We start from the raw sequence: 25,583 nt of genomic DNA, 5'->3' as shown, positions 1-25,583 counted from the left end.
ATGGGAAACTTCATTTTTGAAGAAATCAACCTCATGTGCATTTACAACACCGGCAGCCGCACCGGGCTGATCGAGGCCCTGAACGAAATGCGCGGCCACCTGGAACCGGACGAAACCGAACTGCGGGAGCTGACGGACAGCGCCCTGGGCAAGCTCCAGGCTATGAGCGACGCCGAGTTTGCCGAGCTGGAGCTGTTCCCGGATTTCGACGAGTAAGAACCTACGATACCGATACAATACTTCTCATAAATCCCTGACCCGGCCACCCTGTCGGGCCGGGGATTTTGTTTGTTGGGGTATATCCCCAAACCCCTGTTTCTGTCTGGCAATTTTACAATTCATTTATTTCCAAGGAAGGACGGTCATTGTATAATAGAGGTGATAAGAACAGAACTTTTCAAACCGCCTCATTGCATGGAATAGTCTACTTTATTATAATTAAAGCAGGAGGTGTTTAGCGATGGCGAATGAAGATAAAAAAGATTTTAATGCCATGCTACATGATAGCAAGGATATGCCTAAATTCCAGACCATTACCGACCAGAAAAGCATTGAGAAGTATGGCGGAAGCAGGATGTACTTTGCACCGCCAATCGACTATGATAAAGTGATGAAACTGATACCTGATGGCAAAGTAATCACTGTCGGAAAAATCCGTGAATATTTTGCTGAACTGAATGGGGCGGATTTCACAGAGCCTATCACAGCCGGAATTTTTGTATCTATTGCAGCATGGGCAAGTTACCAGCGTTCCGAAGATGAAACCCCGTATTGGCGAACCTTAAAGGCAAACGGGGAATTGAACGAAAAATATCCCGGCGGTGTAAAGGCACAAAAGGAAAAGCTGGAAGCAGAAGGCCACACTATTATTCAGAAAGGACGCACAAATATAAAGTATTTCGTAAAGGACTATGAAAGCGTTCTTTTTGATTTGAGATAGGAATTTTGAGTTGTAAAATATCCCATCATCGGGCCAATCTGACCCAGAACTTTCAAAACTGAATACCAGCCGCCTAACGGCGGCACCACCCCAGCAGGAAATCAGAAACGGTTTCCTGCTTTTCTTTTACCCCAAAAACGAAAGGAGGATAAACAACCATGCCATCCAAAACTGAATTTTACCGGCAGATGGCCGAACAGGTATCGACCCAGCTTGTGGGCAGCTGGAAGGAATGGACGGCTTTTCTTACTACTGCCGCGCGCCTTTATAAATACCCATTCCACGAGCAAATGATGATTTACGCCCAGCGCCCGGATGCCACCGCCTGCGCCGAGTATGATTTATGGAATGAAAAAATGGGACGGTATGTGCGCCGTGGCTCCAAGGGTATCGCCCTGGTGGACGATTCCGGCGACAGGCCCCGGCTGCGCTATGTATTTGATATTTCTGACACCGGCACCCGGCCCAACTCCCGCACTCCCTGGCTGTGGCAGCTGGAGGAACAGCACAAGGGGCCTGTGTCAGCTATGCTGGAGCGCAGCTATGGCGTTGCCGGTGACGATCTTGCCCAGCAGCTCACTGATGTGGCCGGAAAGCTGGCCAGCGAGTATTGGGACGAGCATCAGCAGGACTTCCGCTACATCGTTGACGGTTCGTTCCTGGAGGAGTACGATGATTTCAACATCGAAGTCCAATTCAAAGCCGCTGCCACCGTCAGCATCGCCTACGCCCTGATGTCCCGCTGCGGGCTGGAACCGGAGCAGTATTTCGGCCATGAAGATTTTATGCCGATTTTCGATTTCAACACCCCGGCCACCGTGGGGGCGCTGGGAACGGCAGTCAGCCAGGTGAACCAGCAGGTGCTGCGGCAGATCGGCGTTACCATCCAGAACTATGAGCGCGAGCATCTCGCAGAAAGGAGCGTTACACATGGAGAACAACCTGACTTACACGAGGAACGGCGATTACCTGATTCCCGACTTGAAGTTGACCGAGCAGCCGCCGAAGCCCCTGGGCAAGTACGGCAGGCTGCGGAAAGCCTACCTGAAGGAACACCGGCCCCTGATCTACAATCAGCTGCTGATGACCGAGAAGCTGTACCCGCACCTTTGGGAGATCGACGAGACGGCGAACAGACGCCTCGAACAGATGATGCCCCAGTTGGCGGAGTCGGCGGGCGCGACGGAGGAGCTGAAAGCCCGCGATCCGATGCGCTGGGTGGGTCTGATGAACACCTGCAAGGCACAGGCCGAGGAGATTCTGATGGCGGAGCTTATCAACAGCTAACCCTAAACCTGTTCCTCTCCGAAGCGGAACAAATCCAGAAAATTGACGAAGCAGAGAGTGTGAAAACGTCCTCTGCTTTTTCTTTTGCCCAGGAACAGTCGCAGCCGGAAGCTGCTGACCATGAGGCAGCGGAGGCAAAGCCTACTCTCCGGGAGCTGCATGAGAAATATAAGCCTATCGTGCTGGAGGCTGTCACCCAGGATTCCAGATACCGGAACGCCTGCGGTCACAGCGACCATGAAAGCGCCGTAATCGAAGGCCGTTCGGCTATCCGCCGCGCTGTTTTGGCGTCTGGCAATAAGGAACTGCTCAACCTCTATTCCCATACCCCGGAGTTCCGCCAGCGCCTTCATCGTGAAGTTATCGACGAGACCTATCCCAAGCTCCATGAGCTGCTGCGCCCTCTCTCGGATGCAGACATCGACGCTGCCATCCAGAACTGGAACGGCAAAATCGAAAGCAAACACGCTGTTGTCCGCTACATGAAAGACCATGCGCGGGAGAAAGATGCCGCCGCATGGCTGGCCCGTGAGTTTGACGGTGGCGACGGCAAAACCCCGTTTGCGGTCCGCCCGGAAAGCCCCAACGGAACGGCGCTGCCCTGGCCCAAGGTGCAGCGTCGGATTGCCCAGCTCATCAGGGAGGATCGGTTCTATACCGAAGCGGAGCAGGACCGTTTTGACAACATCGACCCCATTGCCATCCGGGAGGCTCTGGCCCAGCGCGGGATTGTGAACGGTCAGGTGGTAGACCCGGAAAAGCTGGACAGTGACCCGTTCATCCAGCAGGTGATGCGGGATGTGGAGGCCATCGCAGCCGGGGAACAGGCCGAGGCAAGGCCGGAGCCGTCTGTGCCGGACTTATCCGGTCAGCCCATTACCCGTGAGGGCGACACCATTACCATCGGGAACGGGGAACCGACCCATGAGATTGACATTACCGTTACCGATGAAGAATACGAGACCATCCGGCAGGCTATCCCGGAGGAAAATGGCTACGACCCCGCCGCGCTGGTCTACCATGTGGGCGATACGGTCTATCTGGACAATCAGGAGTATCGCATCACGGAGCTGCGGGAGGACACAGTACAGTTGCTTCCCACCGGCATGAGCTACCCCATCTACCGGGCCGAGAGCCGTGAACGGTTCGAGCAGCTGCTGCGGGCGGATACCCGCAATGAGGCGCTGACGGAGTTCCTGCCGATAAATCCTGACACGGCGGACCAGGACCTGCGGGATGTGCTGGCCCACGGTCTGATCGGCGTGCCGGACAAAGCGGAGCTTTCCGCACTGCTGCACAGCGGCCAGAGCAACAGCGAGATCGCCCAGTGGTTGAGTAGGGCCTATCCCGGCATTGTGGAGACGATGGAGCTGGAAACCGGCGACACCGCCGACTACCGCACCATGACCGAGGGCATCGAACTGGAGGTGCTGGATGCGGATGAGAAGCGGCTGGCCATGCTGTTTTTCCGCTGGGATGAAGTTGCGCCGCTGCTGCGTGGAATGTACGCCCGCCAGCTGGACGGTTTTGGACAGGACCAGCCCGAACCGGTTGTTGAATCCGCTGCCACTGTTGAAGAACCTGCCGAAGCTGCCAAGCCCATTGAGGGACCCGCCGCTGAGGCCCCGGCGTTCCACTCCGAGCCGGTGGCGGTCTATCCCGGCGACAAGAATCATCTGCCCTATGACGTGGTGGTGGAACGGCTGCACGTTGACCGGCCGGAACCCACTCCGCCTTCGCCCGCCGCCGGAAACTTTCATATCACGGACGACCACCTGGGGGAAGGCGGCCCAAAAGAAAAGTTCTGGCGCAACATCAAGGCCATTGCCACGCTGAAACAGATCGAGCGGGAAAACCGCCACGCTACCCCGGAGGAACAGCACCTGCTTTCGCAGTATGTGGGCTGGGGCGGGCTGCCGGATGCCTTTGACCCGGAGAAGCCCGCCTGGGCGGCGGAGTATTCGGAGCTGAAGGAGCTGCTGACCCCGGAGGAATATGCTGCGGCCAGGGCCTCCACCCTCAACGCCCACTACACCAGCCCCACGGTCATCAAGGCGATTTATGAGGCTGTGGGCCGCATGGGCTTTCAGACCGGGAATATTCTGGAGCCGTCCTGCGGCGTGGGCAACTTCTTTGGGATGCTGCCGGAGAGTATGGCCGGAAGCAAGCTGTACGGCGTGGAGCTGGATTCCATCAGCGGGCGGATTGCCCAGCAGCTCTATCCCAAGGCGGACATCACCGTGGCGGGATTTGAGACCACCGACCGGCGGGACTTCTACGATCTGGCGGTGGGCAATGTACCTTTCGGCCAGTATCAGGTCAACGACAAAGCCTACAACAAGCTGCACTTTAACATTCACAACTACTTTTTCGCCAAGGCACTGGACCAGGTGCGCCCCGGTGGCGTGGTCGCTTTTGTGACTTCCCGATACACAATGGACGCCAAGGATTCCACCGTGCGCCGGTATCTGGCCCAGCGCGCCGAGCTGCTGGGGGCCATCCGCCTGCCCAATGACGCTTTCAAAAAGAATGCCGGAACCGAGGTCGTATCGGACATCATTTTCCTGCAAAAGCGGGACCGCCCGCTGGACATCGCGCCGGACTGGACCCAGACCGGCCAGATCGAAGATGGTTTTACCATCAACCAGTATTTCCTGGACCACCCGGAGATGGTGCTGGGCCGTCAGGAACCGGAAAGCACCGCTCACGGCATGGACTACACCGTGAACCCCATCGAGGGGCTGGAGCTGGCCGACCAGCTGCACGATGCCGTGAAGTATATTCGCGGCACCTATCAGGAGGCTGCGCTGCCGGAGCTGGGCGAAGGCGAGGACATTGACACCTCCCTCCCGGCAGACCCTAACGTGAAGAACTACTCCTACACCGTGGTGGACGGCGCTGTGTACTTCCGGGAGAACAGCCGTATGGTGCGGCCTGATCTGAACGCCACCGCCGAAGCCCGCGTCAAGGGGCTGGTGGAGTTGCGGGACTGTGTGCAGCGGCTCATCGACCTGGAGATGGATGCTGCCATGCCGGATGCCGACATCCGGGAACAGATGGCGGAGCTGAACCGGCTCTATGACGATTTCTCTGCAAAGTACGGACTTATCAATGACCGGGCGAACCGGCTGGCCTTTTCCGATGATTCCAGCTACTATCTGCTCTGTGCGCTGGAAGTGCTGGACGAGGACGGAAAGCTGGAACGCAAGGCGGATATGTTCACCAAGCGGACCATCAAACCCCATCAGGCCGTCACCACCGTGGACACAGCCAGCGAGGCGCTGGCCGTATCCATCTCAGAAAAGGCCCGTGTGGAAATGGAGTACATGGAACAACTCACCGGCAAAACCAGCGACGAGCTGGCCGCCGAACTGCGCGGCGTGATCTTCCGGGTGCCGGGTCAGACGGAGCCGGACGGAACACCCCATTATGTGACCGCCGATGAATACCTCTCTGGCAACGTGCGCCGGAAGCTGCGGCAGGCACAGCGGGCTGCGGAGCGCGATCCGGCTTTTGCCATCAACGTAGATGCTCTGACCGCCGCCCAGCCCAAGGACCTGGACGCATCGGAGATCGAGGTGCGCCTGGGTGCGACCTGGATTGACAAAGCGTACATCCAGCAGTTTATGTATGAGACCTTCGATACGCCGTACTACCTTCAGCGAAGCATCCAGGTCCACTATTCTCCCTTCACCGCCGAGTGGCAGATTTCCGGCAAGAGTGCGGTGTCCGAAAACAATGTGGCGGCTTACACCACCTATGGAACCAGCCGCGCCAACGCCTACAAGATTCTGGAGGACAGCCTGAACCTGCGGGATGTGCGTATCTACGATACCGTAGAGGACGCGGAAGGCAGGGAACGCCGGGTGCTGAACGCCAAGGAGACCACCCTGGCCGCCCAAAAGCAGCAGGCCATCCGGGACGCCTTTAAGGACTGGATTTGGCGGGACCCGGAACGTCGCCGGGCTTTGGTTCATCAATACAATGAGGAAATGAACTCCACCCGGCCCCGTGAATACGACGGGTCCCACATCACCTTTGGCGGCATGAACCCGTCCATCACCCTCCGGGATCACCAGCTGGGGGCCATTGCCCACATCCTCTACGGCGGCAACACGCTGCTGGCCCATGAGGTGGGCGCGGGCAAGACCTTTGAGATGGTGGCCGCCGCAATGGAGGCCAAGCGCCTGGGCCTGTGCCAGAAGTCCCTCTTTGTGGTGCCGAACCACCTGACCGAGCAGTGGGCATCAGAGTTTCTGCGGCTGTACCCCTCGGCCAACATTCTTGTCACCACCAAAAAGGACTTCGAGACCCACAACCGCAAGAAATTCTGCGCCCGCATCGCCACCGGCGACTACGACGCCATCATCATGGGGCACAGCCAGTTTGAGCGTATCCCCATCAGCAAGGAACGCCAGGAGAGGCTGTTGCAGGAACAGATTTGGGAGATCACCGAGGGCATTTCCGAGGTGGAGTCCAGCGGTGGGGAACGCTTCACGGTCAAGCAGCTGGAGCGAACCCGCAAATCCCTGGAGACCCGGCTGGAAAAGCTGCAAGCGGAAGGCCGCAAAGACGATGTGGTAACTTTTGAACAGCTCGGCGTGGACCGGCTGTTTGTGGACGAGGCACACAACTACAAGAACCTGTTTTTATACACCAAGATGCGGAATGTGGCAGGTCTCTCCACTACGGACGCGCAGAAGTCCAGCGATATGTTCGCCAAGTGCCGCTACATGGACGAGATCACCGGCAGCCGGGGCGTCATCTTTGCCACCGGCACGCCGGTTTCCAACAGCATGACGGAGCTTTACACCATGCAGCGGTATCTCCAATATGACCGGCTCCAGGAGCTGGGCATGGCGCACTTTGACTGCTGGGCCAGCCGCTTCGGGGAGACAGTGACCGCTTTGGAGCTGGCACCGGAAGGCACTGGCTACCGGGCGCGTACCCGCTTCTCCAAGTTTTTCAATCTGCCGGAGCTGATGAACCTGTTCCGGGAAGTAGCGGACATAAAAACCGCCGACCAGCTTCACCTGCCTACGCCGGAGGTGGAGTACCATAATATTGTGGCCAAGCCGACTGTGCAGCAGCAGGAAATGGTGAAGGCGCTCTCCGAACGCGCCTCTCTGGTACACAGCGGCAGCGTGGACCCCTCCCAGGACAATATGCTCAAGATCACTTCGGATGGCCGCAAGCTGGGGCTGGACCAGCGGATCATTAGCCCGCTTTTACCAGACGAACCCGGCACAAAGGTCAACCAGTGTGTGGACAACATCATGCAGATCTGGCGGGACGGCGAGGCTGACAAGCTGACCCAGCTGGTGTTCTGCGATATTTCCACGCCCCAGGCCCGCCCCACTAAAAAAGCGGCCAAGGCGCTGGACAACCCCACGCTCCACGCGCTGGAACAGGCTGTGCCGCTGGATGCGCCGGAACCGGCCTTTACGGTCTATGAGGACATCCGGCAAAAGCTCATCGCCCAGGGGATGCCCGCCGAACAGATCGCTTTCATCCATGAGGCCAACACCGAAGTGCGGAAAAAGGAGCTGTTTTCCAAAGTCCGTACCGGCCAGGTGCGCGTTTTGCTGGGCAGCACCGCCAAGATGGGCGCTGGCACCAATGTGCAGGACCGGCTGGTGGCGCTCCATGACCTGGACTGCCCCTGGCGGCCCGGTGACCTGGCCCAGCGCAAGGGCCGTATTGAGCGTCAGGGTAACCAAAATCCCCTGGTCCATGTGTATCGCTATGTCACCGAGGGGACCTTTGATGCCTATCTCTGGCAAACGGTGGAGAACAAGCAGAAATTCATCAGCCAGATCATGACTTCCAAATCGCCGGTGCGAAGCTGTGATGATGTGGACGAAACGGCGCTTTCTTTTGCCGAGATCAAGGCATTGTGCGCCGGAGACCCGCGCATCAAGGAGCGCATGGACCTGGATGTGGAGGTCTCCAAGCTGAAGCTGATGAAGGCAGATCACCAGAGCAAGCAGTACCGCCTGGAGGACCAGCTGCTCAAATACTTCCCGGAGGAAATTGAGAAAAACAAAGGCTTTATCGCGGGGCTGGAGGCCGATATGGCAACCCTGGCCGCCCATCCACACCCAGAGGACGGCTTTGCCGGTATGGAAGTCCGGGGCGATGTGCTGACAGACAAGGAGAACGCCGGTGCCGCCCTGCTGGATGCCTGCAAGGAGGTCAAAGGCACCGAGCCGGTGCCCATCGGGAATTACCGGGGCTTTGCTATGTCGGCGTCCTTTGATGCGTTCCGGCAGGAATATACGCTCCTGCTGAAAGGCAAGATGACCCACCGGGCAAGTCTCGGCACAGACCCGCGCGGCAACCTGACCCGTATCGACAATGCGCTGGCGCAGATGCCCCAGCGGCTGGAGGCGGTCAAGAACCAGCTGGACAATCTCTACCAGCAGCAGGCCGCCGCCAAAGAGGAAGTAGGCAAGCCGTTTCCCTTTGAGGACGATCTGCGGATAAAGTCCGCCCGGCTGGTGGAACTGGACACGCTGCTGAACATCGACGGCAAAGGCCGTTCTTCCCCGGAAACGGTTGTTGCCAAAAGTGCGCGCCCCTCCGTCCTGGAGGGGCTTCGCCGTCCCGTGCCGCCGCGAACGGCGGACAAAAAAACCAAGACCCATGAGGAGGTGCGATAACATGAACACAGACAAAAACACGGCCCTCTATGAAAAGATGGCCACCGAGCAGGACAAGTTTCGGGACTGGCTGAAAAGCCAGTCCCCGGCGGAGGTTTTGAACCATGCTTACGAGTACACCGTCCGGGAGGACATTGTGATGGCGATGGAGGAACTGGAGCTGCCGGAAGCCCAGGCGGCTGCGCTGCTGGCCTCGCCGTCCCCGCTGGCGGATGTCTACAAAGAATTTGCCGACCGGGAGACTTCCTACATGGACGTGATCCGGGACAGCATCGAGGAACAGGCCGAAGCGGCGCTGAACGCCCAGCGCGAGCTGCCGCTCTACCGGCACGACGCCGCCTATGCCCGCGAACAGGGAGACCTGGATTTGTACCGGGCGTCCCGTCGCGCCAACATCGCCTGCAAGGAGGCCATTGAGAACGCCATTGCCGAAAACTATCGGGACAACCGGCTGGGCGGGGACGCCGTACCCCAGGTGATCGAGCAGTTCGGGTACACCCGCACCCTCTATGTGTTGGCAAACACCGTGCAGCAGAAAGACTGGGACGGGCGGTTCAGCCCAGCCAACAAGGCGTGGGCCAAGACCGTGGACATCCCGCCCAACCCGGACGGATTTGGCGGCAACCGCAACCTGGACTTTGTGGTGGATAGCCACCCCGGTCTGGTCGATCTGTTTTTGAGCCAGACGCGGCAGGACTATCTGCGGCTTCAGCCGCTGACGCCCGAAGAAATCCACGCCGAGGCTGCCCGGCTCTTGCAGGAACTGCGCGTGCCGGAGCATCCCAACAGCCCCCACGGCACCCACTACATGGCCCGCATTTCGCCGGACTTTCTGGCCCGCGCAGGCACCCAGGCCCACGACCAGCTGATGAACCTGCTGCCGTTCCGCAGTCTGGCGATCACCGGCATGAAGGATTTGCCCGGCACCTATGTCACCATTCTGGCCAGCGAGGACCGCTCCAGGAATCTGCGCCAGCGCCACCGTTCCGTCCGCAGCCAGCTCAAGCCGGAGCCGCGCTCTGCTGAAAAAGGCGAGAAGAAAGCGCCTGCCCACAAGAAGCGGGAGCCGGAGCGGTGAGCGCCCCGAAGCGCAAACGGGATGTGCAGCTGAACTTCCGGGTCTCCCCGGAGGAACTGGCGCTGATCGAGCAGAAGATGGCCCAGCTGGGGACGAAAAACCGGGAAGCCTATCTGCGGAAAATGGCTCTGGACGGCTATGTGGTACGGCTGGACTTGCCGGAGCTGAAGGAGCTGGTGTCCTTGCTTCGCCGGAGCAGCAACAATCTGAATCAGCTCACACGCCGGGTGCATGAAACCGGGCGGATTTATGACGCCGACCTGGAGGATATATCCCAGCGGCAGGAGGCTTTGTGGGATGGGGTGCATCGGATATTGACCCAGCTGGCAAAGCTGTCGTGATGGGGGCATACGCTCCGGCTGCAAGAGGGAGGTTCGGCGCGTGCGGATGCTGCGCCGGGCCTCCCTCCTTTTTCTTTTGTCGTATCGTTGCGGTTTTGGATTCTATCAGAGATAATGGAGGCAGAAATGAGGTGATGGCTGATGTTGACGTTTGAAAACGTCCTGACGGTTTTTCAAGAGTATTTGCGCCGCGACCCGGAGGAAGAAGTTCTTCCCTGCAGGCGCGGCTATGTTCGGGTGACCTGGAATCTGGATTCACGCTACTGCGTGGACGGAGTTCTCTGCCGGACCCCGGAGGAACTGTTTGACCTGCTGTTGCAGGATTACTGGGACTTTGAGCTGGTCTGCCGGACAAAAGGCCGCCGGGAGGCCACCGAAGCGGACGAGAGAGCTGTGGACGAACTGTGCCAGCCATACCTGGACTGGCGGAAGGAGGCGCTGAAATGAGAGCTGTGGTATTTATTTTGAAACTGGTGTTGAAGATCGCCGCCGCGCCGGTGGTGCTGGCGCTGACACTGTTCACCTGGGTGTGCTTCGGGCTGCTGTATGTGTCCAGCTTCATCTTCGGCCTGGCCTCCACGGTGGTGGCGCTGCTGGGACTGGCGGTTCTGGTTACCTACTCGCCGCAAAACGGCATCATCCTGCTGGTGATCGCCTTCCTGGTCAGCCCGCTTGGCCTGCCGATGGCCGCCGCCTGGCTGGTGAGTAAGGTGCAGGACCTGCGGTATGCGATCCAGGATGCGGTGTATGGCTAAACAGGAAACGCAGAAGTACCGGGAGTGAACGCCTGGCATTTTTGACTTTACTTTCGTGCTAATTTCGCATATAATATTAGCATGAAAGGAAGGTGAAGAACGTGAGCCAATTTCAACAGCTGGACCAGTTGATGGAACGTCAGGACGGGATGCTGCGCACCGGGGAGGCCCTTGCAGCCGGAATCTCAAAACCTGTTTTTTATCAGTTTGTACGGTCGCGCGGGCTGGAACAGGCGGCGCATGGGATTTATCTTTCCAAGGATGCCTGGGTGGACGCCATGTACCTTTTACATTTACGCTGTCCGCAGGCAATTTTTTCCCATGAAACGGCGCTGTTTTTCCATGACCTGACCGACCGGGAACCGATGGCCTATTCTGTCACGGTCAAGACAGGCTACAATCCCACCCGGCTAAAGGATGAGGGCGTCCAGGTCTTTACCATCAAGGCGGAGCTACATGAAGTCGGGCTGACCACGATGCAGACGCCTTTCGGTCACGATGTACCGGTCTATGATCGGGAACGGACCATCTGCGATGTGCTTCGCAGCCGGAACCATATCGAGATGCAGACCTTCCAGGACGCATTGAAAGCGTATGCCAGACGGAAGGATAAGGACCTTCGGACGCTGATGCGCTACGCCAGGCTGTTCCGGGTCGAGAAGATTTTACGTCAGTATTTGGAGGTACTCTTATGATAAAAACGGCAAGGCAGCTGAAAGATTTGATCCGCAACCTCTCCAGGAAAAACGCTGCGGATGCGCAAATTCTGATGCGAAATTACATGATGGAGCGGTTCCTGGAGCGTATCTCTCTTTCAGCATATCGAGACAAATTCATTCTCAAGGGCGGGATGCTGGTGGCCGCGATGGTTGGCCTGGATGCCCGCTCCACGATGGACCTGGACGCGACGGTCAAGGGAGCCAACGTCAGTGTGGAGAATGTTGAGAACATGATGGCCGAGTTCATCGCCGTTCCCATTGACGATGGCGTTACCTTCCAGGTGAAAAGCATTTCCGAGATCATGGACGAGGCGGAATATCCCGGCATCCGGGTGACAATGACAACGCTTTTTGACGGGGTGCGCACTCCGCTGAAGATTGACATTTCCACCGGCGACGCCATTACGCCCAAAGAGGTGCGGTACAGCTTCAAACTTATGCTGGAAGATCGGTCGATTGACGTGTGGGCCTACAACCTGGAGACTGTGCTGGCGGAGAAACTGGAGACCATCATCACCCGGACCACAACCAACACCCGCATGAGGGATTTTTACGACATTGCCATTCTGCAACAGCTCTACGGGGATACGCTGAATCCGCAGATTCTTCACGATGCGCTGCTGGCCACGGCCCGCAAGCGCGGCACGGAACGTCATCTTGCAGAAGCCGCTCAAGTCTTTGACGAAGTGCAGAACAGCCCGATTATGCAGGACCTCTGGACAGCTTACCAAAAGAAATTCTCCTATGCGTCAGATTTAAGCTGGGATACGATTATGACGGCGGTTCGCCAGCTGTATGCCAACTGCGAGGGCAAGATATGAAAAGGCATGGACATTATTGCAAGGTCTGCGGTGAATACAAAGCCAATGAGAAGTTTTCCGGCAAGGGTCACGCGGCACATATCTGCAAAACCTGTGCTGCCCTTCCACCGGAGGTCCGGGCGGAACAAATGGCAATCAACCGGATTATCAATCTGCCCTGGCGCTTATCAAAGGAGCAACTGTCCTGGCTGAAAAACAGAGCGAGGGATAAACGCCCGGATGTTCGGGAGCTGGCGCAAGAGCAGTTGGAAATGCGCTTTCCTTCCAGGCAGGAGCCGGAGGATTTTGAAGATGATTCCGAGTTCCTTCTGGATGAGGATGATAGAACAGAATAACACGAGACGGTCTGTGAAAGCAGGCCGTTTTCTTTTTGAGAAGGGAGGCGTTTTCATGGCTACAACCCGCATCATGCCGCTGCACGTTGGCAAAGGCCGCACGGAAAGCAGCGCCATCAGCGACATCATCGACTATGTGGCAAATCCACAAAAGACAGACGGCGGTAAACTCATCACCGGCTTCGCCTGCGACAGCCGTGTGGCCGACGCCGAGTTCATGCTGGCAAAGCGACAGTATATCGCCGCCACCGGACGGGTCCGGGGCAAAGATGATGTGATCGCCTACCATGTCCGGCAGTCCTTCGCGCCGGGCGAGATCACCCCGGAGGAAGCAAACCGGCTGGGCGTTGAATTTGCCAAACGGTTCACCAAGGGCAAGCACGCCTTTGTGGTCTGTACCCACATCGATAAAGCCCATACCCATAACCATATAATTTGGAGTTCTGTCACGCTGGACTGTGACCGGAAGTTCCGCAACTTTTGGGGCAGCACAAAGGCCGTCCGGCGGCTGAGCGATACCATCTGCATCGAAAACGGTTACTCCATTGTGGCTGATCCCAAGCGCCACGGCAAGAGCTATAACAAGTGGCTGGGCGAGCAGGCGAAACCATCTCACCGGGAGCTGCTGCGCGCTGTCATCGACGATGCGCTGGCGAAGAAACCCGCCGATTTGGATGCGCTGCTGAAGCTGCTCCGGGAATCCGGCTGCGAAGTGACCATGCGCGGGAAAGCCTATCGGTTGAAGCTCCCAGGCTGGGACAAAGTGGCCCGCCTGGACAGCCTGGGGACAGGCTACACCCTGGAGGACCTGCTGGCCGTCCTTGCCGGTCAAAAGGAGCATACGCCCCGTCAGAAATCCGTCAAGCAAGCAGATCCGCCGAAGGTCAATCTGCTGATTGACATCCAGACAAAGCTCCAAGCCGGAAAGGGTCCTGGATATGAGAGGTGGCGGAAGGTCTTTAATTTGAAGCAGATGGCCAACACCTTGAATTATCTTATGGAACATAACCTGCTGGAGTATGCAGTGCTGGAGGAAAAGACTGCGGCCGCGACGGCCCGCCACAATGAGCTTTCTGCCAAAATCAAGGCAGCGGAGAAGCGCATGGCGGAGATCGCCGTTCTGCGGACCCACATCATCAACTATGCCAAGACCCGCGACACCTATGTGGCCTACCGGAAAGCCGGATACTCCAAGAAATTCCGCGAAGAACACGAGGAGGAAATCCTGCTCCATCAGGCGGCCAAAGAAGCATTTAACGAGCTGAACGTGAAAAAGCTCCCCACCGTCAAGGCCCTCCAGGCAGAGTATGCCACGCTGCTGGCAGATAAGAAAAAAGCCTACGGCGAGTATCGACAGGCCCGCACGGAAATGCGGGAGCTGCTGACCGTCAAGAACAATGTGGACCGGGTGTTGTCGATGGATGAATCGGAACCGGGCCAGAGAGAAAAAGACCACGGCCAGCGGTAAGCTGGTCGCGGTCAAAAGCGTTCGCCAGAACGCGCAGCCACAGATTAAAAATCTGTGTTCAAAGGGGGCTTGGGGGACTTCCCTCAACAAGCGCGTGGGGCTATCTGGATAGCCACAGGCATCGCTTGCCGCTTTCTTTGCAGAAATGAAAAGAGCCAGAGAGGAAACCGTCAAATTTCACTCACTGGCTCAATTCGCTTCAATTTTCTTAGATAGTTCTGTTAATTCCTGCATGGTCTCCTGTGTATGGTGCAGCAGGGTTTCACGCATTTCTGACGGGCAACTGGAATAAAGCATTTTCATCTGGTTGGCTCCCTCATCTTCTGGAGAAACATCCGGATTTATTAGAGAGTCCAGAGAGATGTTCAAAACCTTGGCCAATGCTCTTAAAATCAAATAGGAAGGGTTCATCTGCCCTTTTTCAATGTTGGCAATTTGTTTTACAGAAACATGGCTCAGATCTGAAAGCTCCTGCTGTGTCAGGTCTTTTTTCTTTCGGGCCTCCCGCATTATTTGACCCAAAGCGGTTAAATCGTCAATCGGCATAATCATTCACCTCAATAACATTGTATCGTGCCGATTTGTTTTGAGGAATAACCTTATTATGCCCGCTAAAAGGTATGATAATGCCGATTTTGTAATATAAAAAACGAATAGGGCGCAAAGACCCTTGATATTTTTATATCATGAGTCCTTACACCCTACTATGAGTTTTTATCTTGAGATAATTTTTTTAGGATATATTCTGTTTATGTGAATTACCCATCTGCTCTTTTTCTTGTGTTTTCAGATGCGTTTCCCGCTTATCGGTTGCTTCTTTCAAAAGAGCGTAAGTGGCTGCTGCGGCAGGTACGCCAAGCAACATACCGATTGGTCCAGCCAGATTGCCACCTATTGTGATTGCCGCTAAAACCCACATGGCAGGAAGGTTGATTTTTGCGCCCACAACTTTCGGATAGATTGCATTTCCTTCGATCTGTTGCAAAGTAAGCAGGAAAATAATGAATACCAGTGCCTTAAAAGGATTGACTGTCAGAATCAAAAATGCACCCACAAGTGTAGCAATCCAGGCACCGACATAGGGAATCAGTGCTGTTACCCCAACAAGCGCACCGATCATCGGCGCATATGGTATTCTCAGAATTAACATACCGATTGCACACAGGCTGCCTAAAATTATTGCCTCAGTCGTTTGCCCTGCTACAAAAAGCTTGAAGTTTTTTTCACAGACAGCTGCCACATGAATGCCCCGCTCGGCAAAACATGCTGGAATCCATACACGGACAATTCGGGTGATCTGACTTTTTAATTTCTCCTTATTGGCCAAAATATAAATTGAGAACACAAGACCAATCGCAAAATCGACTGCCGTCGCAACCACGCTTCCAAATGCGGAAGCAGCAGTGTCCATAATGGTGGTTCCCAATTGATTCAACCATTCATTCAAATTGTCTTTCAGTTCAAGAAAATCAATATCAATTTGGGACAGCTGTTCTCCGAATGGGATTTTAGAATAGTCAGCCGTGCTTTCAAATGCCACCAGTTGATCCAGACCATTCGTCAAGGATGATATGACAATAGATACTGCATCGATCAATTCGGGAATAACAAGAAAAGCAACACCGACAAAGACCCCTATCACCAAAATAAATGAAAGCAGGATCGCAAGCGGGCGGCGCATTTTCGTTTTCCTAGATGTCGGATGTTTGGGGAACAGATGTCTTTCAATAACCCCCAACGGAACATTCAGAAACAACGCCAAAATCAATCCAATTAAAAGTGGGTTCAGCAGGTCTTTCAACCACATCACGGCATCAGCTACATGACTAATATGTCGGATGCCAAGATAAATCAAAATGCAGGCTGTAAACGTTCCGATAATCCACTTTGATAATTTTTTGTGTGTTTCAATATCTTCAAACATTCAAGACCCTCCTTACATTAGTGGTGCAAATAGCCGCAGTATATCCTGGAGCAGATGCACTACGATATTTGTTTTGCAATCCTTTTCTGTCACCTGTTGGCATATCTCCAGCGTTTGCAGAAAATCCTCCTTGACTTCCATAACAGCTTTGGCCTCATAGAGCAGAGCACCACATTCATAGTGCAGATATAAGCTGCGAAAATCCAAATTTGTTGTCCCGACTGTTGCAGTACGGTCATCGGACACAAAGGTTTTGGAGTGGATGAAACCATTGGTATATTCGTAGATTTTAACGCCTGATTTTATCAGCTCTCGGTAATACGAGCGTGTGGTCATGTGTACCCACCATTTATCCCAGCGGTGGGGTGTGATGATGCGTATATCTACACCACTTTTTGCCGCAAGACGCAAAGCGGAAAGCATACTATCATCGACAATCAGATATGGGGTGTTGATATACACGTACTTCTTTGCATTGTTTAAGATATGCAGGTAAACGTGTTCGCCCACATTTTCTTCATCCATTGGACTGTCAGCGTATGGCTGAACAAACCCCTTTGCAGTAACAGGGCACTCTTGTTCTTTCCATGGGTAGAAGATTTCGTAGTCCTCGTCTGTATGGGTACAAATTTCCCACGTCTGTAAAAAAATTAGTGTGAAACTCCATGCGGCTTTGCCTTTCAGCATGATCGCTGCATCTTTCCAGTGTCCGTGTTTCTCAATGGCGTTGATGTATTCATCTGCCAGATTGATACCTCCGGTAAAAGCCACCTTTCCATCAATGACCGCTATTTTTCGGTGATCTCTGTTATTTTGCTTTACGGTCAGAACAGGTCGGAAGGGATTGAATACGGCGCACTGGATACCGTGTTTTTTTAGCTGCTTTGCGTAGTCTTTCGGAAGAGTGAGAAAGCAACCCATATCGTCATAAATCAGTCGCACAGTTACGCCTTGCGTGGTTTTTCGCTTCAAAACTTCCAAGATGCTGTTCCACATAACGCCTTCCTGCACGATGAAATATTCCAGAAATATGTACTTCTCGGCTTTTTCAAGTTCCGCCAAAAGTGTTTCCAGCTTTCGTTCACCCGGTGTAAGGTAATGTGTTTCTGTATCTGCATATATTGGAAACCCCGTGTATTCCTGCAAGTAATGAATTTGAGGGTAATATTCAGGCAGTTGTTTTGTTGCGCTTTCATAGCAAATGCCGGGGAGTGCATAGAGTGGTTTTGCCTTTTGTTGTGTATGGAGGACACTTTTTGCAAAGCGCCATTTCGAGGATTGTGCATTAGACAAAAGATACATCAGTCCACCAAACAACGGGAAGGTTAGGATCAGGATCGCCCATGCAGTTTTGTAGGCGCCTTTGTCTTTCTGGGAAACGATATAAAGCACCGCAATGATACTGACGATTGTCAGTAGGCGACTGAAATTTCGGGAAAGCTGACTTCCCCCAAGTACAAGGCATATAAGAAAATATACCTGTAAAAGTAGCAGGAGTATCGTCAACATCCTTCTACGGAATAAGACACGGAGCCAACGCTGGCGCATAATGATTCCCCCCCTTCAAACTCAAATCTACGGATTCTTTTTCCGCTGTTCGCAAAATTCCCAAAACTCTTTTGCAATGCGCTCGTAGGTGCTTTTTCCTACGAGATAGCTCATACAGTGGTCAGCGCCCGGAACAATCAGCAGACGCTTTTCTGATGTACAGGCTTTATAGTTTTCGTATGTCATTTCAACTGGAACAAAGTGGTCATCTGTTCCGTGGACAAAAAGAACAGGAATTTGGCAGTGCTTCAACGCTTCTGTAGTTGAGGCAGCATCAGCATCCATTTGGATGCGCTTTTTGCACATCCTATCGGCACCTGTTTTATGCAGAGCATAAGGAATATGCAGATTGCTTTCGGAGACATGTTTCCAAATTGCATGGAGCGAAGTAAATGCACTGTCCGCTGCGATTCCAAATACATTATCCGGCAGTTCCAGTTCGGACGCCATTAGCACAGAGGTTGCACCCATGGATACCCCGGCAAGATAGATGGGAATGCTTTTTCCTGTTTTCTCGTTTATCCAATTTGTCCATGCCAGGCAATCGTAGCGTTCCAGCAAACCTAAACTCATATGGTCGCCGCCGCTATTATTTTGTCCCCGCTGCTCTGCGTAGAGTACAGAACAATGATTATTGCGCCAGAAATCTGCGATTAGACCAAAATCATGTGACCAGGAGGAACGCCACCCGTGCATGGCAACTATAGTTCTTTTCGGTTCTTCGCAGGGACACCAATGCCCAATCAATGAAATTCCGTCGTGAGCAGTGATTTCCACCACGTCACAGCCGCTTTTTTCGAGCTGACCAGCTGCCTTTTTTACAATTTCAGTGGTTTCTATCATTTCAGGTGAACCGGACACACGCATTTTTCCGTTGCTTCTGTCCTGCGGCGCAACCCGATCCATGGCGAGCTGCATCATCTTTTTGGTTAGAAGATGATGCCAAAGCACACAAATCGCACTACCGGCAGCACCTATTATCAATCCTTTTTTCAATGAATCCTTCATAGCACGTCCTTTCATAACGTGGGTATAACTTACTCTTTGTCATTGGCAGTTTTCTTACTTAATTTTCTGCGATATGCGTAATATAACAGAATCGACATTGAGGCTTTTTCATAACCAAACTTGCCGAAGCACTGGAACGCCGCATTGAGAATGGTCAATCTCTTTTCTTCGGTCAGGGCCAAAAATTTGTTCAATTCATTTCCTTCTTCTTACACAATAACCGTTTCGGTTATTCAGAGTATAGCACCAATAACCGAATCGGTCAAGTGTTAATGCAGCAAGTGTATTGATGCGCTTTTTGCAAGCGTCATCTGCGCTCATGTCTGGATAAAAGAACTGATCCACCGATATATCGAACATTGTCACCATCTGATAAAAAGTGTTCAAGCTCGGATGCTGACCGTCGTTTTCGTTATATATGATGGTGCGGGGATCACGGTCAATGATAAGGGCCAGTTGATCCTGTGTCATCCCGCTGGTTTCTCTTTTGCGCTTTATCTCGCACCCTATATCGTGGAAATCAAATTTGCGCTCATCGCGTTCAAATTTCATAGACATCACCCAATGTAATTTTATATTTCAGGTAGTAGTATTTGAACGAATTACATTTTCGTGCAACTGCTGACTTGAACACACCGGTACTTTCGAGACTAATCTTCGTTGGTCTAACAGTATAAAAAGAAAACTTTTGAATCATACTCCAAAATACTTGACCGTTTCGGTTATTGGTGCTATACTCTAAATAACCGAAACGGTTATTGTGTAAAAAGGAGGAAATGAATTGGACAAATTTTTGGCCCTGACCGAAGAAAAGAGATTGACCATTCTCAATGCGGCGTTCCAGTGCTTCGGCAAGTTTGGTTATGAAAAAGCCTCAATCAATGATATTGCGGTAGCCGCACACATTTCCAAAGCGTCTGTGTTTCAGTATTTCGGCAGTAAAAAGCAGCTCTACATTTACCTGCTGGAATACTGCAAGAAAATCATAGAGGGACTATTTGATAAGGAAGCCCTCGATTCCGAAACAGATTTGTTCGACAGGATTCTGGCATCCAGCCGCATGAAAATGGAGGGGCTCCAAAATCAGCCTTTTATCTTGCAGTTTATTACCAGTGCCTGGGAGGAAAATTCTCCCGAGGTGACGGATACGCTGGCGATCCTGACGGAGGAGACCGGCAGATTCCGAAACGATCTTGTTCTGCGGGAAGAGGATGCTTTGAAATTCAAAGACCCAGAGGATGCCCAGCCGGTCTTTCAGATGCTGCTTCTGATGGCCGAGGGCTATGCGGCCGGGTACCGGGGGGCGGCGGCTTTCGATTTTCAGGCTGTCATGGAGGATTTTGAGAAGAACATCGCAATTCTGCGGAAAAATTTTTATAAGGAGGAGTATTTGAAATGAGTGAACAAGCGATTGTCTTGAATGAATTGACCAAGCACTATGGGAAGCATCGAGGAATCAATAACCTCAGTTTCTCTGTCAACCAGGGAGAGTTTTTCGGCTTTATCGGCCCCAACGGTGCGGGTAAGTCCACCACGATCCGCACCCTAATGGGGCTGATCCGTCCCACCGGAGGCAGCGCATCTATCTTCGATTTGGACTGTCACTCCAAGGCCAGCGTCATCGCCAGGGATGTGGGCTATCTGCCCAGCGAGAACAGCTATTACGAAAACATGAAAGTCCGTGAACTTTTGCAGTACACCGCCGATCTGTACGGCATGGACTGCAAGACAAAGATGAAGGAGCTTGCCGACAGGCTCAATCTGGATTTGTCCCGCAAGATTGCAGACCTTTCTCTGGGCAACAAGAAAAAGGTGGGTATCGTGTCTGCCATTATGACTTCGCCCAAACTGATTATTATGGACGAGCCCACCAGCGGATTAGACCCACTGATCCAGCAGGCTTTCTATGATATTCTGAAGGAGGAAAACAGCCGGGGCGCTACCGTGTTTTTTTCCTCCCATGTGCTGAGTGAGGTGCAGAAACTGTGTGACCGGGTGGCCATTCTGAAAGAGGGACAGCTTATTGGCATACAGTCCATCAAAGAACTGCGTGAGAGCGGCTATAAGAAAGTCTCTCTGAGCGCAAAGGAGGCTATCCCTCGCGATTTCTTTGATTTGTCCGGCATTGCGAACTATGCGGAGACTGCGGATAAGACCTCTGTTTCCTTTATGTATAACGGAAATATCACGGCGATTATTGACAAGCTTCACCTGCTGCATTTGGACGATGTGCTTTTGGAAGAGCCCTCTTTGGAGGAAATCTTCATGCACTACTATGCGTAAGGAGGTGTCGGGCATGGTCATTTTGAAATATGAACTGAAAAGGCACCGCAAATATATTTTGGGTTGGGCCATCGCCTTGGCTCTGTGTGTTTTTGTGATGACGCCTACCTATTACAGCTTTATGGATGTTTCCACCGGAGACCTCTATGAAACGCTGGGTACGAGTGATTTTTACAAAGGCGTTGGTGTGTCCATGGAATATCTGACCTCACCGTTGGGCATTTATGCGTTTCTTACCAGCTTTTTTATGATTGCGTCCGGTATTTTCGGGATGCACTTCGGTATCGCCATTCACACCAAGGAGTGCTCGGAGCGAACCTCTGAATATCTGTTTACAAAACCCCATACCCGAAAAACGATTTACTGGGCAAAGGCGTTCACGGTTTTTTTCGGCGTAGTGGTCGTGAGCATGGTATATCTTCTCGCCTCTTTTTTGGCGCTGGCCCTGTTCCGCTCCGGCATTGACTGGGGAGAGTTCTTTCTGATTGCTCTTTCCCTCATGCTGGTCACGCTGTTCCTTGCAGCTATGGGGCTTTTGGTTGGAATTCTATTTTCACGCAATCGAAGCCCACTTTTGACTGCCGGGTTAATTGTCTTTGTCGAGTACTGCGTCACCAGCTTCTCCAACATTGTCAGCAACCGTGCCATTAGTTTTCTGTCCCCGTACTCGTTCTTTAGTGCGGCTGAGATTTCCAAATCTGGCTTTTATGAGTTGGATTACTTGGGATGGTGTGTACTGCTGTTTGCCCTGTTTTTGGTGCTGTCTTATCGTGTCTTTTTGAAAAAAGACATCCAGTTCCGCTCATGAGGGGGTGCAAAGATGAAAACATTGGTGAAAAACGAATTCCGCCAAACCAGAAAGACCCTGCTGATCTGGCTGGGGATCATGTTACTGCTGTGCGGATTCTGCTATTTTGAACTTTTATCCTTGAAGGACAGTCTGGATGAGATGGCCCGGACAGTCGGCCAATTTCCTCGCTTGATCATGATCATGTTCGGTGTGAAAGGGGATCTCACGACTGCCCTTGGTTGGTACGCGTGTATCTATTTTTGGGAGGGGCTGTTGGCCTTTGCCTATGCAATCTCTCTGGGCCTGTCCTGTGTGGCGAGGGAAAAGAAATTTGGAACATCCGAATACCTGTTCACAAAGCCTGTGGAGCGGAAAACCATTGTTCTGGCGAAGGTGATCGTTTCAGCAGTGAACCTGCTGGTGTTCGCCCTGTTCAGCGGCGTGTGCAATTATTTCACGATCGTTCTTCCTTTGGGCGGTCTGGATCAGCCGGGAGCGGTGCTTTCCACAACGATGGGAATGTTCTTTACCCAGCTTCTCTTTTTTGCCTTGGGTCTGCTGTTTGCCAGCCTTTTCAAATCTTATAAGGCCGCGGTACGCGCCGGTACGGTTTTCGTATTGGCCGCCTATGTGTTGGCCTTTACTGCCGAGTACACAGGGAATCGTTTCTTGGATTATCTGACCCCTCTGCGGTACTATGATGTGTATGAAGTAGCACTAAATGGCGTCTATCTTTCCTACATCGTCTTAACAGTACTCATTGTGGGCGCGTGTGTAATGGTTTCTACAAGGCGGTGGAAACTGCGTGAGTTGTAAATGTAATTGTCCATAGATATTCTATTATCTGATGAAAAACAAAGAATGAAAAAAAACGAATGGCTATTATGCCCCAACTGCAACAACAAAACGAGAATTAAAATCTGTGATAATACAGTACTTGAAAATTTTCCGCTATACTGTCCGAAGTGCAAACGGGAAATAATAATCAGCGTAAAACAATTCAATACCACAGTTATCACAGAGCCAGACGCATAGACGCAGAGCCGATAACCCGTTAGGCTTGTGCTGCGGATTATCGGCTCTTTTTGCTTTTAAGATAGAAAAGGAGACAAAACCATGAGTAATTCTATTAAAGACAGCGCACAGGCTTTCGCCGTCAATCAAGTGCTGAAATATGTTGACAGCAATCCGCAGGAAGCATTCCCCAAGTTGTTAGATTGGGCGGATAAGTTCGATAAGGATAACCTCTATCTCACACAGCGCCAGCAAATCCGTAAGGTGATGGAGCAGCCTGACAGCAACTGGATGCGCCTGATCAACAGCCTTTGGACGGACATTGATTCTGAAGTCCGCAAAGTGTTCTTCCGCAATTTTATTGTCAATGCATCTCTCTTAGGCAGCCGCAAGCAGGTGGCTAATCGTGAAAAGTACGGCTGCAATATCCCCTGGGCAATCCTGATGGACCCCACTTCCGCCTGCAACCTTCATTGCACCGGCTGTTGGGCGGCAGAATACGGTAATAAGCTGAATCTGAGCTATGAGGAACTGGATGACATCATCAATCAGGCCAATGAACTGGGAACCTATATGTTCCTCTACACCGGCGGTGAACCTATGGTACGCAAGAACGATCTGCTCCGCCTGTGTGAAGCGCATCCTGACTGCGTATTCTCTGCCTTTACCAACGGTACCCTTATCGATGAGAAGTTTGCCGATGAGATGCTGCGGGTGAAGAACTTCTACCCGGCCATCAGCATTGAAGGCTTCGAGGAAGCTACTGATTTCCGCCGTGGCAAGGGTACTTATCAGGCTACTATGCGGGCGATGAAGATTCTGAAAGAAAAGAAGCTGCCTTTCGGCGTATCTGGGTGCTATACCAGCAAGAACATCGACTCCATCAGCTCGGATGAGTTCTTCGATCATCTGGTGGAGTGCGGTGCGAAGTTCGCATGGTTCTTCCACTATATGCCTGTGGGCAACGATTCCGCTGTGGAGCTGCTCCCGTCTCCTGACCAGCGTGAAAAGATGTATAACCGCATCTGCGAATACCGTAGCACAAAGCCTATTTTCACAATTGACTTTCAGAATGATGCGAAATTTGTAAACGGCTGTATTGCTGGTGGCCGCAACTATCTGCATATCAATGCCAATGGTGACATTGAGCCTTGCGCTTTTATCCATTACTCTGACTCCAACATCCGTGAAAAGACCCTGCTGGAAGCATATCAGTCTCCGCTGTTTATGGCCTATCACGACGGTCAGCCCTTTAATGATAATATGTTCCAGCCGTGTCCTATGCTGGAAAATCCTGAATGTCTGCGTAGCATGGTAAAGAAATCCGGTGCCCATTCTACCGAGTATCAGTCCCCGGAAAGTGTTGACCATCTGTGTGATAAGACTACACTTTATGCAGAAACCTGGAAGCCGAAGGCCGATGAGCTGTGGGCTGCTTGTCAGGGCTGTAGTGGGTGTAAGAAGTGATGGACGGCTATCAAATTTTCACAGATGCCACCTCAGATCTCGCACCGGAGTTAACCGCAGGTCTGCCATCTGTTGAAATGATTCCTATGAATGTTGAGATCGGCGGAACAGAATACTCATATGGTTCCCCGGAAGGAATCACAGCCAAGGAGTTCTACCGCTTGCAAAGAGCTGGGAATTTTGCAACGACCTCACAAATCAACCCAACGATTTATTTTAAGCATTTTGAACCCTGTCTGCGACAGGGAACCGATATTCTGTATCTCTGTTTTTCCTCTGGTCTGTCAGGTACATATCAGTCTGCGTTTTTAGCGGTTGAAGAACTACAGCAGGAATATCCGGAAAGAAGAATCATCTGCATTGATACGCTTGCTGCCGCAGTGGGTGAAGGGTTTTTAGTCAGAGAAGCTGCGAAAAAGCAGAGGGAAGGACTGTCTATTGATGAATTGGCTTCTTGGGTCATGGAACACCGATTAGAGGTATGTCATTGGTTTACGGTTGATACCTTTACCCATTTGAAACATGGCGGGCGGGTTTCAGGTGCCGCAGCCGCAATGGGAACGGCTTTGCAGATCAAACCGTTGCTTCATGTGGACAGCGAAGGAAAGCTGCAAGCAGTGGAAAAACCTCGTGGAAGAAAAAAGGCTGTTACCACTCAGATTGCCCGAATGGAACAGGGCTGGAAACCTGAACTTGGTAAATCGATTCTGATAGGTCATGCCGATGACCCTGAAGCAGCAGATATGCTGAAAGAAAGGTTGTTGGAACAATTCCCGGATTCTGAGATTTGTATTGCTTATATTGGCCCTATCATCGGAGCACACACCGGTCCCGGCGCACTGGCATTGATTTACTGGGGAAATAATCGATGACGGAGGATTTGTAGATACGCAAAAAAGCATTCTCCATCATAGAAAAATATAGTTTTGTTTAGAGCTGCCGGGTAACTTATGCTCGGCAGCTTTGAACTGTCTGCTAGAAGTAGTAGGAGGTGAACATATGGTTCCGCATGTATTGGGCGTAGGGGCTGAACACATAGCGGTATCCCTTGTGTTTCAGTACCTTTTCCTTTTTCGGTGTGTACTCGTAATACTGGAACGAGATGGACTGTTTTTCATGGATGGCAGTCTGGATGGCGTCGAT

Annotated in this window: 23 protein-coding genes; 18 read left to right on the top strand and 5 right to left on the bottom strand. The window is 52.6% G+C overall.

What is annotated here, in order from left to right; all coding sequences use genetic code 11:
- The 11 genes from ACYQ3S_RS13800 (at window position 1) to ACYQ3S_RS13750 (ending at window position 14,406) form a co-directional block, all read left to right on the top strand.
- Complete coding sequence (locus ACYQ3S_RS13800) at window positions 1-216, top strand: transposon-transfer assisting family protein (protein ID WP_459689846.1); 216 nt, start codon at window positions 1-3, stop codon at window positions 214-216.
- A gap of 244 nt (window positions 217-460) precedes the next feature.
- Entirely contained in the window at window positions 461-940 is a 480-nt protein-coding gene (locus ACYQ3S_RS13795) for an MGMT family protein (RefSeq protein ID WP_459689845.1), read from the top strand.
- Window positions 941-1,098: 158 nt separating this feature from the next.
- Window positions 1,099-8,889: an SNF2-related protein gene (locus ACYQ3S_RS13790; protein ID WP_459689843.1), complete on the top strand. Its 7,791-nt coding sequence runs from the start codon at window positions 1,099-1,101 to the stop codon at window positions 8,887-8,889.
- Between the two features lies 1 nt (window position 8,890).
- Window positions 8,891-9,967 carry a DUF3849 domain-containing protein gene (locus ACYQ3S_RS13785; RefSeq protein WP_283129045.1) on the top strand — a complete coding sequence of 359 codons (1,077 nt, stop codon included), beginning with the start codon at window positions 8,891-8,893 and terminating at the stop codon, window positions 9,965-9,967.
- Entirely contained in the window at window positions 9,964-10,308 is a 345-nt protein-coding gene (locus ACYQ3S_RS13780; protein WP_283129044.1) for a plasmid mobilization protein, read from the top strand. The genes ACYQ3S_RS13785 and ACYQ3S_RS13780 overlap by 4 nt, the downstream gene beginning before the upstream one ends.
- A 141-nt stretch (window positions 10,309-10,449) precedes the next feature.
- A complete protein-coding gene (locus tag ACYQ3S_RS13775) occupies window positions 10,450-10,755 on the top strand; it encodes a hypothetical protein (protein WP_459689842.1) in 306 nt (101 codons plus the stop codon).
- Window positions 10,752-11,063 (top strand): CD1845 family protein, encoded by a 312-nt coding sequence (locus ACYQ3S_RS13770; protein WP_459689840.1) that lies wholly within the window; start codon window positions 10,752-10,754, stop codon window positions 11,061-11,063. The genes ACYQ3S_RS13775 and ACYQ3S_RS13770 overlap by 4 nt, the downstream gene beginning before the upstream one ends.
- Before the next feature lie 101 nt (window positions 11,064-11,164).
- Window positions 11,165-11,758, top strand: coding sequence for a type IV toxin-antitoxin system AbiEi family antitoxin domain-containing protein (locus ACYQ3S_RS13765; protein ID WP_459689839.1), 594 nt, complete (start codon window positions 11,165-11,167; stop codon window positions 11,756-11,758).
- Entirely contained in the window at window positions 11,755-12,603 is an 849-nt protein-coding gene (locus ACYQ3S_RS13760; RefSeq protein ID WP_459689837.1) for a nucleotidyl transferase AbiEii/AbiGii toxin family protein, read from the top strand. Before ACYQ3S_RS13765 ends, ACYQ3S_RS13760 begins: the two co-directional genes overlap by 4 nt.
- Window positions 12,600-12,938: a hypothetical protein gene (locus ACYQ3S_RS13755; RefSeq protein ID WP_459689836.1), complete on the top strand. Its 339-nt coding sequence runs from the start codon at window positions 12,600-12,602 to the stop codon at window positions 12,936-12,938. Before ACYQ3S_RS13760 ends, ACYQ3S_RS13755 begins: the two co-directional genes overlap by 4 nt.
- Before the next feature lie 55 nt (window positions 12,939-12,993).
- Window positions 12,994-14,406, top strand: a complete 1,413-nt coding sequence (locus ACYQ3S_RS13750; protein ID WP_459689835.1) for a relaxase/mobilization nuclease domain-containing protein — start codon at window positions 12,994-12,996, stop codon at window positions 14,404-14,406.
- Window positions 14,407-14,595: 189 nt separating this feature from the next.
- Here the strand turns inward: ACYQ3S_RS13750 and ACYQ3S_RS13745 are convergent, their stop codons facing one another.
- The 5 genes from ACYQ3S_RS13745 to ACYQ3S_RS13725 form a co-directional block, all read right to left on the bottom strand.
- Window positions 14,596-14,952: a helix-turn-helix domain-containing protein gene (locus ACYQ3S_RS13745; RefSeq protein ID WP_016147209.1), complete on the bottom strand. Its 357-nt coding sequence runs from the start codon at window positions 14,950-14,952 to the stop codon at window positions 14,596-14,598.
- A 187-nt stretch (window positions 14,953-15,139) separates the two neighbouring features.
- Window positions 15,140-16,330: an AI-2E family transporter gene (locus ACYQ3S_RS13740; RefSeq protein ID WP_002587438.1), complete on the bottom strand. Its 1,191-nt coding sequence runs from the start codon at window positions 16,328-16,330 to the stop codon at window positions 15,140-15,142.
- A gap of 12 nt (window positions 16,331-16,342) precedes the next feature.
- The gene (gene cls / locus ACYQ3S_RS13735; protein ID WP_002587439.1) at window positions 16,343-17,878 is read right to left on the bottom strand and encodes a cardiolipin synthase; all 1,536 of its coding nucleotides are present in this window, start codon (window positions 17,876-17,878) and stop codon (window positions 16,343-16,345) included.
- 27 nt (window positions 17,879-17,905) lie between these two features.
- Window positions 17,906-18,886 carry an alpha/beta hydrolase gene (locus tag ACYQ3S_RS13730; protein WP_002587440.1) on the bottom strand — a complete coding sequence of 327 codons (981 nt, stop codon included), beginning with the start codon at window positions 18,884-18,886 and terminating at the stop codon, window positions 17,906-17,908.
- A 195-nt stretch (window positions 18,887-19,081) separates the two neighbouring features.
- On the bottom strand, window positions 19,082-19,438 hold the full coding sequence (locus ACYQ3S_RS13725) for a helix-turn-helix transcriptional regulator (RefSeq protein WP_002587442.1): 357 nt from the start codon (window positions 19,436-19,438) through the stop codon (window positions 19,082-19,084).
- A gap of 229 nt (window positions 19,439-19,667) precedes the next feature.
- Here ACYQ3S_RS13725 and ACYQ3S_RS13720 point away from each other — a divergent pair, with 229 nt between their 5' ends.
- The 7 genes from ACYQ3S_RS13720 to ACYQ3S_RS13690 all read left to right on the top strand — a co-directional run bounded on the left by ACYQ3S_RS13720 (window position 19,668) and on the right by ACYQ3S_RS13690 (window position 25,312).
- Window positions 19,668-20,285 carry a TetR/AcrR family transcriptional regulator gene (locus ACYQ3S_RS13720; RefSeq protein WP_122789087.1) on the top strand — a complete coding sequence of 206 codons (618 nt, stop codon included), beginning with the start codon at window positions 19,668-19,670 and terminating at the stop codon, window positions 20,283-20,285.
- Window positions 20,282-21,169, top strand: coding sequence for an ABC transporter ATP-binding protein (locus tag ACYQ3S_RS13715; protein ID WP_002587444.1), 888 nt, complete (start codon window positions 20,282-20,284; stop codon window positions 21,167-21,169). The genes ACYQ3S_RS13720 and ACYQ3S_RS13715 overlap by 4 nt, the downstream gene beginning before the upstream one ends.
- Window positions 21,170-21,182: 13 nt before the next feature.
- Window positions 21,183-21,977, top strand: a complete 795-nt coding sequence (locus ACYQ3S_RS13710) for an ABC transporter permease subunit (protein ID WP_002587445.1) — start codon at window positions 21,183-21,185, stop codon at window positions 21,975-21,977.
- 12 nt (window positions 21,978-21,989) lie between these two features.
- Window positions 21,990-22,775 (top strand): ABC transporter permease subunit, encoded by a 786-nt coding sequence (locus ACYQ3S_RS13705; protein WP_002587446.1) that lies wholly within the window; start codon window positions 21,990-21,992, stop codon window positions 22,773-22,775.
- 45 nt (window positions 22,776-22,820) lie between these two features.
- A complete protein-coding gene (locus ACYQ3S_RS13700) occupies window positions 22,821-22,994 on the top strand; it encodes a cysteine-rich KTR domain-containing protein (protein WP_072419552.1) in 174 nt (57 codons plus the stop codon).
- An 81-nt stretch (window positions 22,995-23,075) separates the two neighbouring features.
- Complete coding sequence (locus ACYQ3S_RS13695) at window positions 23,076-24,440, top strand: radical SAM protein (protein WP_002587447.1); 1,365 nt, start codon at window positions 23,076-23,078, stop codon at window positions 24,438-24,440.
- Entirely contained in the window at window positions 24,440-25,312 is an 873-nt protein-coding gene (locus ACYQ3S_RS13690) for a DegV family protein (RefSeq protein WP_002587448.1), read from the top strand. Before ACYQ3S_RS13695 ends, ACYQ3S_RS13690 begins: the two co-directional genes overlap by 1 nt.
- Window positions 25,313-25,583 lie beyond the last annotated feature (271 nt).

It is taken from the genome of Agathobaculum sp. TL06 (assembly GCF_054658635.1).
Note: the sequence above shows the minus strand (reverse complement) of the source record. Positions and strands in the feature narration are given on the sequence as shown.